Origin of the sequence: Microbacterium dauci, from assembly GCF_030065535.1 — a bacterium.
In the GTDB taxonomy this organism is placed as follows: domain Bacteria; phylum Actinomycetota; class Actinomycetes; order Actinomycetales; family Microbacteriaceae; genus Microbacterium; species Microbacterium dauci.
Genome location: NZ_JASJND010000004.1, coordinates 253,595 through 269,316 on the forward strand (window position 1 = coordinate 253,595; position 15,722 = coordinate 269,316).

Consider the following 15,722-nt stretch of genomic DNA (forward strand, 5'->3'; position numbering starts at 1 on the left):
ACCACCGACGGTGTCTCCCCCCGAAAGAGAAGGTGACACAAACGTTGCGGGGCCGGCGCGAGACGGTGCACGCGGCGATCGACCGCGCGAAGGCGGCCGGGACGACGGTCACGTTCGACGTGAACTACCGGTCGCGGCTGGCCGCGGCAGACGACGCCCGCCCCGTGCTGCGCGAGATCGCCGAGCGCGCCGACGTTGTGTTCGGCGGGGCCGAGGAACTCGTGCTGTGGTTCCCCGAGACGGATGCCGCGGGCGCGGCATCCCGCCTGCTCGAGGGCGGTGCGCGCCAGGTCGTCTTGAAGGACGGCGCCGCCGGCGCGACGCTGTTCGACGGTGGCGCGCCCGTCATCGCCCCGGGCTTCGTCATCGACGTGGTCGACACGGTCGGCGCCGGCGACCCCGTCGTCCGCTGACTCACGTCGTCTTGGCGCGAAAACGACGAAGCCGGTCGGGGTTCTCACCACCGACCGGCTTGTCTCGCACCTGCTGGTGCGCGAGGGGGGACTTGAACCCCCACGCCCATAAGGGCACTGGCACCTGAAGCCAGCGCGTCTGCCAATTCCGCCACTCGCGCGAGCCCGTGTCGCCACGGGATCAACTTTCCGAGGATATCATGGCGCGAGCGACCCCGAGAATCGCGTCCAGCCCGTCTTCCCCAGACCCTGCCAGGGTCTGCAACTAGCATGTACGCACCGGTCCAGACTGCCTGAGGAGCCCCGTGGGACTACTTGACAGCTTCGAGAAGGGGATCGAGCGCGCCGTGAACGGTGCGTTCGCGAAGACCTTCCGCAGCGGCGTGCAGCCCGTCGAGATCGCTTCCGCACTGCGCAGCGAGCTTGACGCGAAGGCTGCCGTCGTCTCTCGCGACCGCATCCTCGTCCCGAACACCCTCGAGGTGCGGCTCGCCGCCGCCGACCATGAGCGCATGCAGGCCATCGGATCGGCGCTGGACGACGAGCTCCGCCAGCTGGTCGAGCGGCACGCCAAGGACCAGAACTACAGCTTCGCGGGCCCCATCTCGATCCGCCTCGTCACCGACGAGAAGCTCTCGACCGGCACAGTGCGCGTCAACTCGCGCTCCGCGGCCACCGCCGAGGACGTGTCGTGGCAGGGCGTCGTCGAGATCGACGGCACGCGGCATCCGCTCACCAAGAGCCGCACGGTCATCGGTCGCGGGTCGGATGCCGACATCACGATCCCCGACGCGGGCACGAGCCGCCGCCACGTCGAGATCCTGTGGGACGGCCGCCGGGCGATGGTCCGCGACCTCGGGTCGACCAACGGCACGCAGCTGAACGGCCAGAAGGTGAGCGAGGCCGCCCTCGAACCGGATGGCGTCGTGACGATCGGCCGCACCCGCATCACCTTCCGCGTCGTCGCCCAGGCGCCGCGCATCCCCTCCCGCCCCGCCGATGACGACGCGACGCGGATGTTCGACCTCGGAGGCTCGGCGTGAGTGAACTGACCCTGCTCCTCCTGCAGATCGGGTTCCTGATCCTGCTGTGGTTCTTCGTGTTCGCCGTCGTCTATTCGCTGCGCGCCGACCTGTTCGGCGTGAAGGTCAGGCGGATGCCGGAACCTGCACCGGCCGCGCCCGGTCCGATCCCCACGGCGTCGCCCGGCGCCGAGACGTCGCTCGTCGCGCCGCTCGGGCAGCGTCCTGCGGCATCCCCGTCAGGACCGCAGAAGGCCACGACGAACACCGTCTCGCGCATCGTGATCACGAGCGGACCGAAGGCGGGCCTCGAGCTCGCCCTCGGCGACGAGCCCCTCACGATCGGCCGCTCGAGCGAATCCGGCCTCGTCATCCGCGACGACTACACCTCGAGCCACCACGCGCGTCTCGTGCTGTGGGGCGAGCAGTGGATGGTGCAGGACCTCGACTCCACGAACGGCACCTGGCACGACGGCGAGCGCGTGGCATCCCCCGTCCCGATCATCGTCGGCGCACCGATCAAGGTCGGCGCCACGACGTTCGAGCTGCGGAAGTAACGGCCCGCTTCGATGGCTTTCGAGGGCTCGAGCACCGCGATCTCCCATACCGGGAAGGTGCGCTCCAACAACCAGGATTCGGGCTATTCCGGCTCGAACCTGTTCATGGTCGCCGACGGCATGGGCGGGCACGCGGGCGGTGACATCGCCTCGAGCATCGCGGTGCACCAGCTGAAGGCGCTCGACCACCCGTTCCCGACGCCGGCCGAGGCCGAACGCGAACTGCGCGAATCGATCACGGATGCCGCGCATGTCCTCGTCGACACGGTCGCCGAGCGGCCGCAGCTCGCCGGCATGGGCACCACCGTGAGCGCCGTGCTGATGGTCGACGAGTACGCGGTCATCGCGCACATCGGCGACTCCCGCGTGTACCTGTTCCGCGACGGCATCCTCACCCAGATCACCACCGACCACACCTTCGTGCAGCGGCTGGTGGACTCGGGCCGCATCACGCCCGAAGAAGCCCGGTACCACCCGCGCCGATCGGTGCTGATGCGCGTGCTCGGCGACATGGGCACCGACCCCGAGGTCGACGCGTTCATCATGCAGACGCAGCCGGGGGACCGCTGGCTGATCTGCTCGGACGGACTCTGCGGTGTCGTCGACGACGCCCAGACCGCCAAGGTGCTCCGCCAGGACCTCGCACCCGGTCGCACCGCCGACCTGCTGCTCAAGCTCGCACTCGACGCCGGCGCGCCCGACAACGTGACCATCGTCCTCGCCGACGTGGGCGGTCGGCACCCGATGTTCAGCGGCACCGCGACGATCGTCGGATCGGCTGCGACGCCCAAGGGCATTGAGATCCCCGTCGAGCGACCTGGCCGCACCGGCTGGTTCCAGACCGGCAAGCAGGCGGCCAACGAGCCGACGCATTTCGAGCCGGCTGCCGAGTACCTCGAAGAGCTCATCGAAGAAGACCGTCGCCGCTCGCGACGCCGGCGGGTCTGGTGGTTCGTCGGCTTCATCGCGATCGTCGCGGCGATCGCGGCGGCGGCATTCGTCGCCTACTCGTGGACCCAGACGCGCTACTTCGTGGGCCCCGACGACGACAGCGTCGTCATCTACCGTGGCATCCAGCAGGACATCGGTCCCATCTCGCTGTCGACGCCGTACGAAGACACCGACATCCTCCTCGCCGACCTGCCCGCATACCAGCGGCTGTCGGTGGAGCAGACGATCTCGGCGCGCTCGCTCGCCGACGCGCAGGCGATCGTCGACAACCTCCGAGGGGAGGGCACCCCGTGAGCGACACGATCGAGACGGACACCACCGTCATCAAGGCACTCCGCAAGCTCCGGATGCCGGCGACGCAGCGCAACCGCGAGCTCGGGCTGCTGCTCTTCGCCATCCTCATCACCACGTCGGCGACGATCCTCGTGCAGCTCGGCACCCACGGTGAGATCGACCCCACGTTCTTGTCGTACTGCGGTGGCCTCGCCGCACTCGCGCTGACCCTGCACGTCGTCAACCGGATCAAGGCGCGGGACGCCGACCCGTTCGTCGTCCCGATCGCGACGCTGCTCACCGGTCTCGGCATCGCGATGATCTACCGACTCGACATCGCCGATGACTCCAGCGGGTGGGGCTCCCTCGGTCTGCGCCAGCTGGTGTGGGCTGCGATTGCGGTGGCCGGCGCGATCGCGATCGTGATCTTCCTGCGCAACTACCGCGTGCTGTTCCGGTACACCTACCTGTTCGGGCTGAGCGGCATCCTTCTGCTCCTCCTGCCCTTCATCCCGGGTCTCGGCGTCGAAGCCGGCGCGGACGTATGGGTCTCCGTCGCCGGCGTCTTCACCTTCCAGCCCGGTGAGCTCGCGAAGATCTGCCTCGCGATCTTCTTCGCCGGTTACCTCGTTCGCACTCGAGAGGCCCTCGCCTCGACGGGCACGAAGTTCCTCGGCATCACGTGGCCGAAGGCCCGGCAGCTCGGACCGCTCCTGATCATCTGGGTCGCGTCACTCGGCATCATCGTGCTGCAGCGCGACCTCGGCACCGGCATCCTCATCTTCGGCATGTTCATCGCGACGCTCTACGTCGCGACCGGCAAGACCAGCTGGGTGATCCTGGGGGTCGGACTCGCGGTCTCCGGCGCACTCGTCGCGTCGCAGATCCTTCCGTACGTGGGATTGCGCTTCTCGAACTGGCTCGACGCGTTCAACCCCGACTACATCAACGGCAGCAGCTACCAACTCGTCTCGGGGCTCTTCGGTCTGGCGCACGGCGGGCTGCTCGGCACCGGCTGGGGCCTCGGTCGACCCGACCTCACCCCGCTGGCGCACAACGACTACATCCTCCCGAGCCTCGGTGAAGAGCTGGGCCTCGTCGGCGTCTTCGCGATCCTCGCGCTCTACATGGTGTTCGTCAGCCGTGGCATCCGCGTCGGTATCGCCGGCCAGGACGACTTCGGCAAGCTCCTCGCGACCGGCCTGTCGTTCACGCTCGCGCTGCAGGTGTTCATCATGGTCGGCGGTGTGACGCGACTCATCCCGCTGACCGGCCTCACCATGCCGTTCCTCGCCGCCGGTGGCTCATCCCTCATCGCGAACTTCCTCATCGTCGGCATCCTGCTGCGGATCTCCGACGCCGTTCGCTCACGTCCCCGGGTGGTGATCGGATGACCAAGCAGCTCCGAAGGCTCAGCGTCGTGGTCCTGCTGATGTTCATCAGCCTGTTCGCGGCGACAAGTTGGATCCAGGTCGCCATCGCCGGCGAGCTGTCGGCCAACCCCGAGAATCGACGCACGCTCTACGACTCGTACGAGGTGCAGCGCGGCACGATCTTCGCCGGCGGCACCGCGATCGCGACGTCCGTACCGAGCAACGACCTCTACAGTTGGTCGCGCTCGTACCCGGATGCCGAGATGTGGGCACCCGTCACGGGGTTCATCAACCCGGTGCTGCGTTCGTCCACGGGGCTCGAGCAGGCGATGAACGCGGCGCTCGCGGGCACGGGTAGCCAGCAGTTCCTCACCCGTGTCGAGCAGATCGTCAGTGGTCAGCCGGCACGCGGGTCGAACGTGCTCCTCTCGCTCGACCCCGCCCTGCAGCAGGTGGCCTACGACTCGCTCGACGGCTACGAGGGCGCGGTGGTCGCGCTCGAGCCCGACACCGGTCGCATCCTCGCCCTCGCGACGAGCCCCAGCTTCGACACGAACCTGCTCGCCTCGCACAACAGCTCCGAGGTGAACGCCGCCGACCAGCAGCTCAACGACGACCCGCTGCGACCCAAGATCAACCGGGTGACGAGCGAGACCGACCCGCCCGGATCAACCTTCAAGCTCGTGGTGACCGCCGCGGCGCTGGCGTCGGGGGAGTACACACCAGAGTCGACCTTCGACAACCCGGCGACCTTCACGCTGCCCGGGACGGACACCGACATCCACAACTTCGACCGCGGCACGTGCGGCCGCGGCGACGAGGTCACGCTCGAGACGGCGCTGCGACTCAGCTGCAACATCCCGATGGCCGAACTCGCCCTCGAACTCGGCACCGACGCGATCCGCGAGCAGGCCGAGAAGTTCGGATTCAACTCGACCTTCGAGATCCCGCTCGACGTGACAGCCTCGTCGTACCCCGAAGGCCTCAACGAGCCGCAGACCGCGCTCAGCGGGTTCGGGCAGACCGACGTCCGGGCCACGCCGCTGCAGGTCGCGATGATCTCGGCCGCGATCGCCAACGAGGGCATCGTGATGAACCCGCGCATGGTCGACCGTGTCGTGGCATCCGATCTGACCGTGCAGGATGAGCCGGCCGACACGGAGTTCGGTCGGGCGATGACCGCCGAAGACGCCGCGACGCTCACCGAGATGATGGTCGGCAATGTCGAAAACGGCGCGGCGAGCGGTGCGAGAATAGACGGTGTCGACGTGGCCGGGAAGACCGGTACCGCGGAGCACAATCCGGGGGACCCGTACACGCTGTGGTTCACCGGGTTCGCGCCCGCCGAGAATCCCGAAGTGGTCGTCGCGGTGATGGTGCAAAACGGTGGAGGGCTCGGCCAAGAGGGCACGAGCAGTGGGATCGCGGCCCCGATCGCGAAACGAGTGATTGAGGCGGTGCTGAGCGAATGAGACCCACTCAGGGTGTGAGCTTCGGTGGACGGTACGAGCTGGATTCTCGGATCGCCATCGGCGGCATGGGCGAGGTCTGGGAGGCGACTGATCACGTCATCGGCCGCACCGTCGCGATCAAGATCCTCAAGGACGAGTACATGGGCGACCCCGGGTTCCTCGAGCGGTTCCGCGCCGAGGCCCGTCACGCCGCGCTCGTCAACCACGAAGGCATCGCCAGCGTGTTCGACTACGGCGAAGAGAACGGCTCTGCGTTCCTCGTCATGGAACTCGTCCCCGGCGAGGCCCTCTCGACGATCCTCGAGCGCGAGGGCACCCTCTCCACCGACAAAACGCTCGACATCGTCGCGCAGACCGCGTCGGCGCTTCAGGCCGCGCACGCGGCCGGTCTCGTCCACCGCGACATCAAGCCGGGCAACCTGCTCATCACGCCCGACGGTCGCGTGAAGATCACCGACTTCGGTATCGCCCGCATCGCCGACCAGGTGCCGCTGACCGCGACCGGTCAGGTGATGGGCACCGTGCAGTACCTGTCGCCCGAGCAGGCGTCCGGGCACGCGGCATCGCCGTCGACCGACATCTACTCGCTCGGCATTGTGGCGTACGAACTGCTCGCAGGTCGTCGCCCGTTCACGGGCGAGTCGCAGGTCGCCATCGCGATGGCGCAGATCAACGACACCCCGCCGCCGCTGCCCGACACGGTCGCAGAGCCCGTGCAGCGCTTCGTGATGAGCATGATCGCGAAGAAGCCCGACGACCGTCCGTCCTCGACGTCGGCTGTCGCGCGTGCCGCGACCGCACTGCGCCGCGGCGACATCGCCGGCGCCGCCGCGATCGTGCCCGCCATCGGCGGCACTGCGGCGGACGACGAGTTCACGCAGCTGCTCACCTCGGCGGGATCGACTGGCGCCGCGACGCGCATCCTCCCGACCACGACCCCGCAGCCGGTCGCTCCCGTCGCCGAAGCCGACGTGGCCGAGAAGCCGAAGAAGAAGCGCAGCCCGTGGACGTGGCCGCTGATCGCCCTCATCGCGCTCCTCGCGATCGTGCTCATCGGCACGCTGATCGCGCTGTTCGCGAACCAGGGTGGCGACGCCGACCCGTCCTCGCCTCCGCCCACGAGCCCGACGACGACGCAGACCGAGCCGGAGCCCGAGCCCACTGAGACCGAACCGACGCGGGGCAACCCCGGCACGCTCGGCCTCGAGGGCAAGACGTGCGACGAGGCTGCGGCGCTGCTCGAAGGGGCCGGTTTCGACAACTACGTCTGCGAGCCCGGCAACCCCGCGGCCTCCGACGATCAGGTCGACCGCATCTACTCGGTCAACCCCACCGGGAACCTCGAGTTCGACCGCGAGATCACGCTGACGTTCTACGGACCGCTCAGCCAGATGGAGACGCCCGGGACGCCGCGTATCGAAGGCGGCAACGCCGACGGCACGGTCACCGGTGGTTCGACCGTCAGCGTCGCATGGGACAGCTACACCTGCCCCTCCGCTGCACCGACCGCGGGAAGCTACACGTTCACGCTGTCGGGCGGGGTGTTCGAGGAGACCGGCGAGTCGACCGGCAGCTTCAACATCGGCGACCGACCCGTCGGCGTGATCGCGGACGAGAGCGGCACCCTCGCGGTCACCTACACCGTCACCTGCATGGGCGAGGATGCGGAGCGCGTGTCTGGCGCGTCCGACGAGGCATCCGCATCGATCGTGCCCGCGCAGCAGGAGCCCGACCCCGAGGTCACCATTCCGGGCGACGGCGAGAGCGACGGCTGACCGGCCCGTTTTCAAGCGGCTCTCCGGAGCACTCGGATAGGCTTTCCCCGTTCAGTCCTGGGAGTGATGTGTCCGTTCAGTCACGCGTGCTATCCGACCGCTACCGCGTCGATGACCTCATCGGCCGGGGCGGCATGGCTTCGGTGTACCGCGGCGAGGATCTGACGCTCGGCCGACCGGTCGCGATCAAGATCCTCGAACGTGACCTCGCGTCCGACGCGGCTTTCCGCACCCGGTTTCGCCTTGAGGCGCAGTCGGCGTCGCGCATGTCTCACCCCGCGATCGTTCGGGTCTTCGACGCCGGCGAGGACACCCGCGTCGACGCCGACGGCACCACCCATCCCGAGCCGTACATCGTCATGGAGCTCGTGACCGGGCGGCTGTTGAAAGACATCGTCGAGGAGGGGCCGCTCGACGTCGCCGACGCGCTCCGCTACACCGACGGCATCCTCGAAGCGCTCGAGTACTCGCACCTCGCGGGCGTCGTGCACCGTGACATCAAGCCGGGCAACGTGATGGTGACGGATGCCGGTCAGGTGAAGGTCATGGACTTCGGCATCGCCCGCGCGGTGTCGGACTCCTCGTCGACGGTCGCCGAGACCACGGCGATCATCGGTACGGCGTCGTACTTCTCGCCCGAAATGGCGAAGGGGGAACCGGTCGACGCGCGCGCCGACATCTACTCGGCGGGCATCGTCCTCTACGAACTCCTCACGGGTCGGCCGCCGTTCCGCGGTGAGAATCCGATCGCCGTGGCCTACCAGCACGTGAGCGAAGCGCCGGTCCCGCCCTCCGAGGTGACCGAGACGGTGCCCCGCTCGCTCGATGCGCTCGTCCTGCGCTCGCTCGCGAAGGATCCGTTCCAGCGCCCTCAAACCGCGGCGGCATTCCGCGACGCGCTCGCGACGGCCGCCGGCCGTAAGGCGCCGAGCAAGCGCAAGGTCGAGTCCCTCAGCAACGAGCTGTATGGCGCCGATCCGCGCCACGCGGCCGAGACGGCGCGCTCGCTGCGCCAGCTCACCAGCGACGACACGATGCGACGCACCCAGTCGGGCCCTCCCGTTGCATGGGTGTGGGCCGGCGTCGCGATGATCGCGGTCCTGCTCATCTCGGTGCTGATCTGGGTGACGGCATTCCGCCCGGCAGGCGAAGAGGTCACTCCGGGCGCGATCCTCGTGCCCGACGTCGTGACGATGTCGTGGGAGCGCGCCGACGAGGTGCTGACCGAGACGCAGCTCGAAACGCGCCGGGTCGTCGAGCCGAGCGCCGATGTGCCCGTCGACGCGGTCATCCGCACCGACCCGCTCGCCGGGACGAGCGTCGCCGCGGGCGACGAGATCACCGTCTATGTCTCGAGCGGCGTCGAGACGACGTCGGTGCCCCGCCTCGAGACGCTCACGCTGACCGAGGCGACCGAGGCGCTCGAGTCCGCCGACCTCAGCCTCGGCGCGGTCAGCCGCCGCAACGACCCTGCGCTCCCGAAGGACACCGTCATCAGCGCGACCGTGTCGACATCGACTATCGCTGCCGGCGATGAGCTCCCGGTCGGCACGTCCGTCGACCTCGTCATCGCGACCGGCACGGTGACGGTCGAGGACTTCGCCCTGAACTACAGCGTCGACAAGGCGATCGAGATCCTCGAGTCCGACGCGTACGGGCTCACGCCGATCGTGCAGGAAGATCCGTCGTGCCCCGCGACGGAGCCCCGCATGGTGAAGGTCCAGTCCGCGGTCGGCGAGGTGCCGGTGCGGTCGGAGATCACCCTCACGACCTGCAGCGGCTGACGCCTCACTCGACGGTGCGGTGCGGGCTCAGGCGCGCGCCGCGCGCCGCGGCATCCGTCAGTCCCACGCTTTCGAGCCAGGTACCGAGCACACGGTAGCCACCCTCGGTCAGCACGCTCTCGGGATGGAACTGCACGCCGGCGATCGGCAGCTCGCGGTGACGCACCCCCATCACTGCGCCGGCTTGCGTCCGCGCGTTCACGACGAGATCGGTGCCGAGCGTGTCTGCGTCGATCGTGAGCGAGTGATAGCGCGTCGCGACGAAGGGGGAGGGCAGTCCTTCGAAGACGCCGGTCCCGTCGTGCACCACGTCGCTGGTGCGGCCGTGCATGAGCTCCTCCGCATACCCGACGGTCGCGCCGAACGCGACGCCGATCGCTTGATGTCCGAGGCAGACGCCGAGCAGCGGCATCCGCCGGTCGGCGCACGCACGCACGATCTCGATCGAAGCGCCTGCGTCCTCGGGCGTTCCCGGTCCCGGCGAGAGCAGCACTCCGTCGAACCCCTCGATGCGCAGGACCGCGCCGGGATCGTCGGACTCGATCAGTTCGACCGAGGCGCCGAGTTCGCGGAGGTAGCCGACCAGGGTGTGGACGAAGCTGTCGTGGTTGTCGACGACGAGAATCCGGATGCCACCCGAGTCGGCAGTCGTCGGGTCAAGGGACATCGGTGTCACGGGCAAGGGTGTGTCACCCACCGCCGATCGTCGACTCCTGGTCGGGCGCGAAGAACGTGAAGACCCACGGGAAGACGTGGAAGTACAGCGCGTAGAGCACACCGGCCAGCAGGACCAGCAGGATGAGGACGCGGACCCACCACGGGCCCGGGAGGACGCGCCACAGTGCGGCGTACATCAGGCGGCCACCCCTTCGGTCAGCGAGGTGGGCGGGCCGTCGGCGCGCGGGGTGAAGTCCTCGAAGAGGGCATATGCGACGATCCGCTCGAGCATGTTCAACTTCGGTGCACAGCTCGTGAGGGTGAGGTAGCGCCCGTTCGCCTCGACGTCGGTCTGATTCGGGACGGGGAGCAGCACCTCGACCTGGGTCTCCTGCACGTACTCCGACGAACGGAACCGGTAGGTGTACCAGCCCTCTTTCGTCTCGATCACGATCGCATCGCCGATGACGAGCTTGTCGATCGGATCGAACGGCGCACCCGAGGTCCATCGGTGGGCCGCGAACGCGGCGTTGCCGATCTCGCCCGGCATCGCCGTGTCGGGGTAGTGTCCGACGCGACCTTGGTCGAGGACGTCAGCGCGGGTGATCCCGGACGCGATGTTGAACTTCCAGTCGTCGCCGAAGCGCGGGATGCGCATGATGCCGAAGATCGTCCCGTGCGACTGCTCCCCGAGCACCGGGATGTTCGCCGGATCGGTCGGCTCCGGGCCGGTATCTGACTCGGGTTCGGTGGGCTCCGGCGCCGGACTCGCGGCCTCTCGGTCCCACTGCTCCGAGAGCGCGTCGGCTTCGGCGTGCTGCTGACCGGCGATGATGATGTCGCCGACCCAGATGTGCCAGCTGACGTACAGCAGGGCGAGCACGCCGGCCGTCATGAGGAGCTCGCCGACCACGCTGAGGAACGTCGCGCGGGGTCGCGGACGTCGGCGTCGGGTTCGCCGGGAGTCTGCCGCGTCGGGCGGCGTGAGCTCGGTCACGCTCGGATTCTAATCCGCACAGGCTGTCGAAGGGCTGACGGGTAGACTTTCGCCCATGGCACGTGGAGACAAGGACGAGGATCGCCTCGTCGAGCCCGAAGGCGAAGCAGCCCCGAACCCGGTGTGGTTCAAGCCCATCATGCTGGGGCTGATGTTGATCGGACTCGTTTGGATCATCGTGTTCTACCTGAGTGGCCAGGCGTACCCGATTCCGGGCATCGAAGCCTGGAACCTCGTCATCGGCTTCGGGATCGCCTTCATCGGCTTCCTGATGACCACACGCTGGCGTTGATCACGGCCGCATCCGCGGCATCCGAATCACCTGAATGACACGGGTGTAATTCATCCCCACCTGTGGATGAACCTGTGGATAACTCAGGTGTAGAGCACCGGGGGCACCGCGAAGATCACCGCGAGCAGGCCCACCGCGACACCGCCGAGCATCAGCTTCTGTCGGGTCTGCTGACGGATGCCGCGCGTTCGCGAGAAGATCCAACCCAGCAGGAGTCCCACCAGGCCGCCGCCGATGTGCGCCTGCCACGAGACGCCGGCGCCGGGGAGGAACGAGAACACCAGGTTGATCCCGAGCAGGACCAGGATCGGGATCACGTTCACGCCGAGATTGCGGCCGATGATGAGCATCGCGCCGAGGAGACCCCACACCGCACCGGAGGCGCCGACCACGGTCGTGCCGGGCGCAAGGAGCGCGACGAGAACCGATCCGCCCACGGCGCTCAGGACGTAGAGGGTCAGGTAACGCCACCGGCCGAGCAGCGGCTCAAGGCTGCGGCCGAGCGCCCACAGCGCCAACATGTTGAGCGCGACGTGGAAGATCCCAGAATGCACGAGCACCACCGTGACGATGCGCCACGGTTCGAAGGGATACCCGGGGAGGAGGAGCGCGCTGTTGAACGCGAGCCATCCCTGGGTCTGGTTGCCGATCCCCGGAATCAACCCGAACAGGTACAGCGCGATCGTGACGGCCATGATCGCGTAGGTCACGATCGGGCGGTCGCCACCCATACGTCGTGCGATGCGCTTCGGCATCCGACGCACGTTGTCGGCGCGCTGTCCCTTCTGCTGCTCCGCCATGCACTCGGGGCAGATCACGCCCACGGGCATGGGCGTCTGGCATTCGTGGCACACCGTGCGCAGGCAGCGCTGGCAGAGCACGAAGCTCTGTCGGTCGGGGTGCCGGTAGCAGAAGTTGTCCGGGTTGCTCCGGGGATCGGTGGAGCTCACGCGATCAGACGGTCGCGATGTCGATCGACGAGATCACGACGGGCTCGACCGGGCGGTCCTGTGCACCCGTGGGGACGGCGCTGATCGCGTCGACGACCGCGCGCGACGCGTCGTCGGCGACCTCACCGAAAATGGTGTGCTTGCCGTTGAGCCACGGGGTCGGGTCGGTCGTGATGAAGAACTGCGAACCGTTGGTGCCCTCGGCCTTGCCGGTGATGGCGTTGCGGCGCAGGCCGGCGTTCGCCATGGCGAGCAGGTACGGCGTCGAGAAGGTCAGCTCGGGGCTGATCTCGTCGTCGAAGTTGTATCCAGGCCCACCGATGCCCTGCCCGAGCGGGTCGCCGCCCTGGATCATGAAGCCGGGGATGATGCGGTGGAAAATGACGTCGGTGTAGAGGGGACCGGTCCCGGGCTGGCCCGTGGCCGGGTCGGTCCAGGACTGCGAGCCGTCGGCCAGGCCGACGAAGTTCTTGACGGTGCGCGGCGCCTGGTCGCCGAACAGGTTGACGACGATGTCGCCGTGGTTGGTGTGCAGGGTCGCGACAGCGGAGTGAATCGGCATACTGATCATTCTCTCACTTGCAACCCCCTTGGCCGTCGGGATGCGTCTGGCAGTATGGGGGAACGATCGTCCCCGGATGCCCCGGAGAGGGAGAGACACTGTGAGCCTCAACCGCAAGCGCAAGAAGGAACTCCGCAAGCTGCAGAGCCAGGCAACCAAGCTGTGGGAGACGCAGCAGGTGCTCGTCGGCGAAGCCGGAGACATCGCGCGCGAAGCCGGCCGTCAGCTCGGCAACTACAACCGCGAGCACGTCGTCCCGACCGTGCAGCACTCCTACGACAAGTACGCCGCCCCCTATGTGGAACAGGGCGTCGAGACCGGTCGCCGCGTGCTGAACGAGGGCATCGTCCCCGCAGCCGGTGCCGTCGTCGGCACCGCACTGTCGGTGTGGGATCTCGCCAACGAGAAGCGCCACCGCCTCGCGCACGGCAAGAGCTTCGGCGGGTTCGACGCCGCAGCGTTCAAGAAGCAGGCCTCCAAGGCCGGCAAGAAGGCGGCGAAGCAGTTCACCGTCGCGCCCCCCGCCAAGAAGGGCATCGGTGCCGGTGGCATCCTCGCCATCATCTTCGGCGTCGCCGCAACCGCAGGTGTCCTCTACGCCGCATGGCAGACGCTCCGCGCCGATGACGAGCTCTGGGTGGCGGACGACCCGCTGCGCGCGCCGGATGCCTGAATCAGCATCTTCACCGTCGGAGCGCGTCGCGGAAGCGGCGCGCTCCCGGTCTTTGTCCATCGAGGTGCGGGATCGTCCGGCCGCGAAGAGCCTCGACGAGGCGGCATCCCTTCTCGGACTCGAGCCGTCGGACATCGTGAAGACGCTCGTGGTCAAGCGCAGCGACGACACGTACCTGTTCGCGCTGATCCCGGGGGATCGTTCGATCTCGTGGCCGAAGCTGCGCAGTGTCGTCGGCGTGAACAAGCTGCGGCTGCCCGAACCCGAGCTCGCCCTCGCCGCCACCGGCTACGAGCGCGGCACCATCACGCCGATCGGGAGCACCACCGATTGGCCGGTCTTCGCTGACGAGCGCATCGTCGGGAAGCGGATCGCGATGGGTGCCGGCGCGCACGGGTACAGCCTCTTCGTCGAGGCGGACGACCTGATCGACGCCTACGGCGCGACGGTCGCCGATATCTCCGAGGAGCTGGCTGCGATCAGCCGCTGAGTCCGGCCATCGTGAACGCGGCGTCGACGAGTGCGACGCGGGGGAGCTGTGCGACGTCGGCGAGTGAGAACCACGCCGCCTCGTCGGTCGTTCCATCGAGTTCGTTGCGGAGTGCTCCGCCGACGACGTGGGCGCGGTAGACGATCCGCAGTGCCTGGAGCGGGCCGGTGCCGTGAAGCCGGTCGCGCGCTGCGATCACGTGCGAGTCGACACCGATGACGCCGTCGAGTTCCACGTGAAACCCGGTCTCTTCGAAGACCTCGCGCACCGCGGCATCCGCCGGGTGTTCGCCGGGCTCGAGACCGCCGCCGGGCAGCGTCCACGATGGGCGACGGGCGTCGTTCCAGTGGGCGAGCAGCACACGGTCGCCGTCGTTGATGACAGCGTAGGCCGCGACCCTCATGTCCATCCCGTCACCCTATCGGGAGCGCCCGCGGTGGCCCGGGGAAAGCAGAATGCCGGCCACGAGGACCGGCATTCGGGAGATTGTGGAGCCTAGGAGATTCGAACTCCTGACATCCTGCTTGCAAAGCAGGCGCTCTACCAACTGAGCTAAGGCCCCGTGGGGGTGAGTGGGGCTACCAGGACTTGAACCTGGGACCTCTTCATTATCAGTGAAGCGCTCTAACCGCCTGAGCTATAGCCCCGTCGTTGTCAGGCTTACGCCTGCAACCTCCAAGACTTTACCCGAAGACGTCGCCGTTTGACGAATCCGGATGCCACACGACCCTCGGCATCCCTCCGATCTGGTTCACTGGCGTCATGACCGACGTGCGCCACGACGAACCACACGACGCGAAGATCGGCGCGAAGCTCAACTGGCTGCGCGCCGGCGTGCTCGGCGCGAACGACGGAATCGTGTCCGTCGCGGCCGTCGCCGTGGGTGTTGCTGGAGCGACGACCGCTGTCGGACCGATCGCGACCGCGACCACAGCAGCCCTCGTCGGCGGTGCCATCTCGATGGCGCTCGGCGAGTACGTCTCGGTCAGCAGCCAGCGCGACACCGAGAAGGCGCTCATCGAGAAGGAACGACGCGAGCTCGAGGAGATGCCGGAGGAGGAACTCGCCGAACTGACCGCGCTCTACCGGGAGCGTGGGCTGTCCGAAGAGACCGCGCACCGGGTGGCGGTGGAGCTCACCGAACACGACGCCCTCGCCGCGCACCTCGAGGTGGAGCTCGGCATCGACCCGGACGAGCTCACGAACCCCTGGCACGCTGCGCTCTCGTCGGCGATCGCGTTCACCGCCGGCGCGCTGCTGCCGTTGCTTGCGATCCTGCTCCCGCCGCCTGAGTGGCGGGTCCCGACCACGTTCGTCGCGGTGCTGCTCGCCCTCGTGATCACGGGCACGTTGTCGGCGCGGCTCGGCGATGCGGGCAAGCGTCGGGCGGCCGCTCGACTCGTGATCGGCGGCGCACTCGCGCTCGCAGCGACCTGGGCGATCGGCGCCCTGCTGGGGACGACGGTCCTGTGACCGCCGCC

The 15,722-nt window shown here is 68.2% G+C and carries 18 protein-coding genes and 3 tRNA genes; 12 read left to right on the forward strand and 9 right to left on the reverse strand.

Annotated features, from left to right (window positions below; all coding sequences use genetic code 11):
- The first annotated feature begins 32 nt into the window (after positions 1-32).
- Positions 33-413, forward strand: coding sequence for a carbohydrate kinase family protein (locus QNI14_RS06200; RefSeq protein ID WP_283715582.1), 381 nt, complete (start codon positions 33-35; stop codon positions 411-413).
- Between the two features lie 74 nt (positions 414-487).
- Here the strand turns inward: QNI14_RS06200 and QNI14_RS06205 are convergent.
- Positions 488-574: transfer RNA gene (locus tag QNI14_RS06205), tRNA-Leu, on the reverse strand.
- Between the two features lie 144 nt (positions 575-718).
- On the opposite strand from QNI14_RS06205, the gene QNI14_RS06210 reads away from it, so the two are divergent.
- The 7 genes from QNI14_RS06210 to pknB all read left to right on the forward strand — a co-directional run bounded on the left by QNI14_RS06210 (position 719) and on the right by pknB (position 9,620).
- Positions 719-1,456 (forward strand): FHA domain-containing protein, encoded by a 738-nt coding sequence (locus tag QNI14_RS06210; RefSeq protein ID WP_283715583.1) that lies wholly within the window; start codon positions 719-721, stop codon positions 1,454-1,456.
- Positions 1,453-1,992 (forward strand): FHA domain-containing protein FhaB/FipA, encoded by a 540-nt coding sequence (locus QNI14_RS06215; RefSeq protein WP_283715584.1) that lies wholly within the window; start codon positions 1,453-1,455, stop codon positions 1,990-1,992. The genes QNI14_RS06210 and QNI14_RS06215 overlap by 4 nt, the downstream gene beginning before the upstream one ends.
- A 12-nt stretch (positions 1,993-2,004) precedes the next feature.
- Positions 2,005-3,237 carry a PP2C family protein-serine/threonine phosphatase gene (locus tag QNI14_RS06220; RefSeq protein WP_283715585.1) on the forward strand — a complete coding sequence of 411 codons (1,233 nt, stop codon included), beginning with the start codon at positions 2,005-2,007 and terminating at the stop codon, positions 3,235-3,237.
- 53 nt (positions 3,238-3,290) lie between these two features.
- Positions 3,291-4,610, forward strand: a complete 1,320-nt coding sequence (locus QNI14_RS06225; protein WP_430539248.1) for an FtsW/RodA/SpoVE family cell cycle protein — start codon at positions 3,291-3,293, stop codon at positions 4,608-4,610.
- Positions 4,607-6,061: a peptidoglycan D,D-transpeptidase FtsI family protein gene (locus QNI14_RS06230; RefSeq protein WP_283715587.1), complete on the forward strand. Its 1,455-nt coding sequence runs from the start codon at positions 4,607-4,609 to the stop codon at positions 6,059-6,061. The genes QNI14_RS06225 and QNI14_RS06230 overlap by 4 nt, the downstream gene beginning before the upstream one ends.
- Positions 6,058-7,836 (forward strand): serine/threonine-protein kinase, encoded by a 1,779-nt coding sequence (locus QNI14_RS06235; RefSeq protein ID WP_283715588.1) that lies wholly within the window; start codon positions 6,058-6,060, stop codon positions 7,834-7,836. The genes QNI14_RS06230 and QNI14_RS06235 overlap by 4 nt, the downstream gene beginning before the upstream one ends.
- Positions 7,837-7,922: 86 nt before the next feature.
- Positions 7,923-9,620 (forward strand): Stk1 family PASTA domain-containing Ser/Thr kinase, encoded by a 1,698-nt coding sequence (pknB, locus tag QNI14_RS06240; protein WP_283715590.1) that lies wholly within the window; start codon positions 7,923-7,925, stop codon positions 9,618-9,620.
- Between the two features lie 4 nt (positions 9,621-9,624).
- Here pknB and QNI14_RS06245 read toward each other — a convergent pair whose 3' ends face one another.
- Genes QNI14_RS06245 through QNI14_RS06255 form a run of 3 tightly spaced genes read right to left on the reverse strand, consistent with a single transcriptional unit; the run spans position 9,625 to position 11,274 of the window.
- Entirely contained in the window at positions 9,625-10,287 is a 663-nt protein-coding gene (locus QNI14_RS06245; RefSeq protein WP_283715829.1) for an anthranilate synthase component II, read from the reverse strand.
- Between the two features lie 22 nt (positions 10,288-10,309).
- Positions 10,310-10,474, reverse strand: coding sequence for a hypothetical protein (locus QNI14_RS06250; protein ID WP_283715591.1), 165 nt, complete (start codon positions 10,472-10,474; stop codon positions 10,310-10,312).
- The gene (locus QNI14_RS06255) at positions 10,474-11,274 is read right to left on the reverse strand and encodes a class E sortase (protein ID WP_283715593.1); all 801 of its coding nucleotides are present in this window, start codon (positions 11,272-11,274) and stop codon (positions 10,474-10,476) included. Before QNI14_RS06255 ends, QNI14_RS06250 begins: the two co-directional genes overlap by 1 nt.
- Positions 11,275-11,329: 55 nt before the next feature.
- Here QNI14_RS06255 and QNI14_RS06260 point away from each other — a divergent pair, with 55 nt between their 5' ends.
- Positions 11,330-11,566 carry a cell division protein CrgA gene (locus QNI14_RS06260; protein WP_283715595.1) on the forward strand — a complete coding sequence of 79 codons (237 nt, stop codon included), beginning with the start codon at positions 11,330-11,332 and terminating at the stop codon, positions 11,564-11,566.
- 83 nt (positions 11,567-11,649) lie between these two features.
- Here QNI14_RS06260 and QNI14_RS06265 read toward each other — a convergent pair whose 3' ends face one another.
- Both QNI14_RS06265 and QNI14_RS06270 read right to left on the reverse strand, forming a co-directional pair.
- Positions 11,650-12,516, reverse strand: a complete 867-nt coding sequence (locus QNI14_RS06265) for a rhomboid family intramembrane serine protease (RefSeq protein ID WP_283715596.1) — start codon at positions 12,514-12,516, stop codon at positions 11,650-11,652.
- 4 nt (positions 12,517-12,520) lie between these two features.
- Complete coding sequence (locus QNI14_RS06270) at positions 12,521-13,078, reverse strand: peptidylprolyl isomerase (RefSeq protein ID WP_283715597.1); 558 nt, start codon at positions 13,076-13,078, stop codon at positions 12,521-12,523.
- A 100-nt stretch (positions 13,079-13,178) separates the two neighbouring features.
- Here QNI14_RS06270 and QNI14_RS06275 point away from each other — a divergent pair, with 100 nt between their 5' ends.
- Complete coding sequence (locus QNI14_RS06275; protein WP_283715598.1) at positions 13,179-13,751, forward strand: DNA helicase; 573 nt, start codon at positions 13,179-13,181, stop codon at positions 13,749-13,751.
- Complete coding sequence (locus QNI14_RS06280) at positions 13,744-14,241, forward strand: aminoacyl-tRNA deacylase (RefSeq protein ID WP_283715599.1); 498 nt, start codon at positions 13,744-13,746, stop codon at positions 14,239-14,241. Before QNI14_RS06275 ends, QNI14_RS06280 begins: the two co-directional genes overlap by 8 nt.
- On the opposite strand, the gene QNI14_RS06285 is transcribed toward QNI14_RS06280, so the two are convergent.
- The 3 genes from QNI14_RS06285 to QNI14_RS06295 all read right to left on the reverse strand — a co-directional run bounded on the left by QNI14_RS06285 (position 14,231) and on the right by QNI14_RS06295 (position 14,888).
- Positions 14,231-14,650, reverse strand: a complete 420-nt coding sequence (locus QNI14_RS06285; protein WP_283715600.1) for an NUDIX hydrolase — start codon at positions 14,648-14,650, stop codon at positions 14,231-14,233. The genes QNI14_RS06280 and QNI14_RS06285 overlap by 11 nt on opposite strands.
- An 80-nt stretch (positions 14,651-14,730) precedes the next feature.
- A tRNA-Ala gene (locus tag QNI14_RS06290) sits at positions 14,731-14,803 on the reverse strand.
- Between the two features lie 11 nt (positions 14,804-14,814).
- Positions 14,815-14,888: transfer RNA gene (locus QNI14_RS06295), tRNA-Ile, on the reverse strand.
- Between the two features lie 115 nt (positions 14,889-15,003).
- Here QNI14_RS06295 and QNI14_RS06300 point away from each other — a divergent pair.
- Positions 15,004-15,714 (forward strand): VIT1/CCC1 transporter family protein, encoded by a 711-nt coding sequence (locus QNI14_RS06300; RefSeq protein ID WP_283715601.1) that lies wholly within the window; start codon positions 15,004-15,006, stop codon positions 15,712-15,714.
- Positions 15,715-15,722: the final 8 nt, after the last annotated feature.

Excerpts from the sequence above, each read along its gene's own strand:
- QNI14_RS06220 (WP_283715585.1), top strand. The coding sequence starts at position 2,005 with ATGGCTTTCGAGGGCTCGAGCACCGCGATCTCCCATACCGGGAAGGTG.
- QNI14_RS06225 (WP_430539248.1), top strand. The coding sequence starts at position 3,291 with ATGCCGGCGACGCAGCGCAACCGCGAGCTCGGGCTGCTGCTCTTCGCC.
- QNI14_RS06230 (WP_283715587.1), top strand. The coding sequence starts at position 4,607 with ATGACCAAGCAGCTCCGAAGGCTCAGCGTCGTGGTCCTGCTGATGTTC.
- QNI14_RS06235 (WP_283715588.1), top strand. The coding sequence starts at position 6,058 with ATGAGACCCACTCAGGGTGTGAGCTTCGGTGGACGGTACGAGCTGGAT.
- QNI14_RS06245 (WP_283715829.1), bottom strand. The coding sequence starts at position 10,287 with ATGTCCCTTGACCCGACGACTGCCGACTCGGGTGGCATCCGGATTCTC.
- QNI14_RS06250 (WP_283715591.1), bottom strand. The coding sequence starts at position 10,474 with ATGTACGCCGCACTGTGGCGCGTCCTCCCGGGCCCGTGGTGGGTCCGC.
- QNI14_RS06260 (WP_283715595.1), top strand. The coding sequence starts at position 11,330 with ATGGCACGTGGAGACAAGGACGAGGATCGCCTCGTCGAGCCCGAAGGC.
- QNI14_RS06270 (WP_283715597.1), bottom strand. The coding sequence starts at position 13,078 with ATGCCGATTCACTCCGCTGTCGCGACCCTGCACACCAACCACGGCGAC.
- QNI14_RS06280 (WP_283715599.1), top strand. The coding sequence starts at position 13,744 with ATGCCTGAATCAGCATCTTCACCGTCGGAGCGCGTCGCGGAAGCGGCG.
- QNI14_RS06285 (WP_283715600.1), bottom strand. The coding sequence starts at position 14,650 with ATGGACATGAGGGTCGCGGCCTACGCTGTCATCAACGACGGCGACCGT.
- QNI14_RS06300 (WP_283715601.1), top strand. The coding sequence starts at position 15,004 with ATGACCGACGTGCGCCACGACGAACCACACGACGCGAAGATCGGCGCG.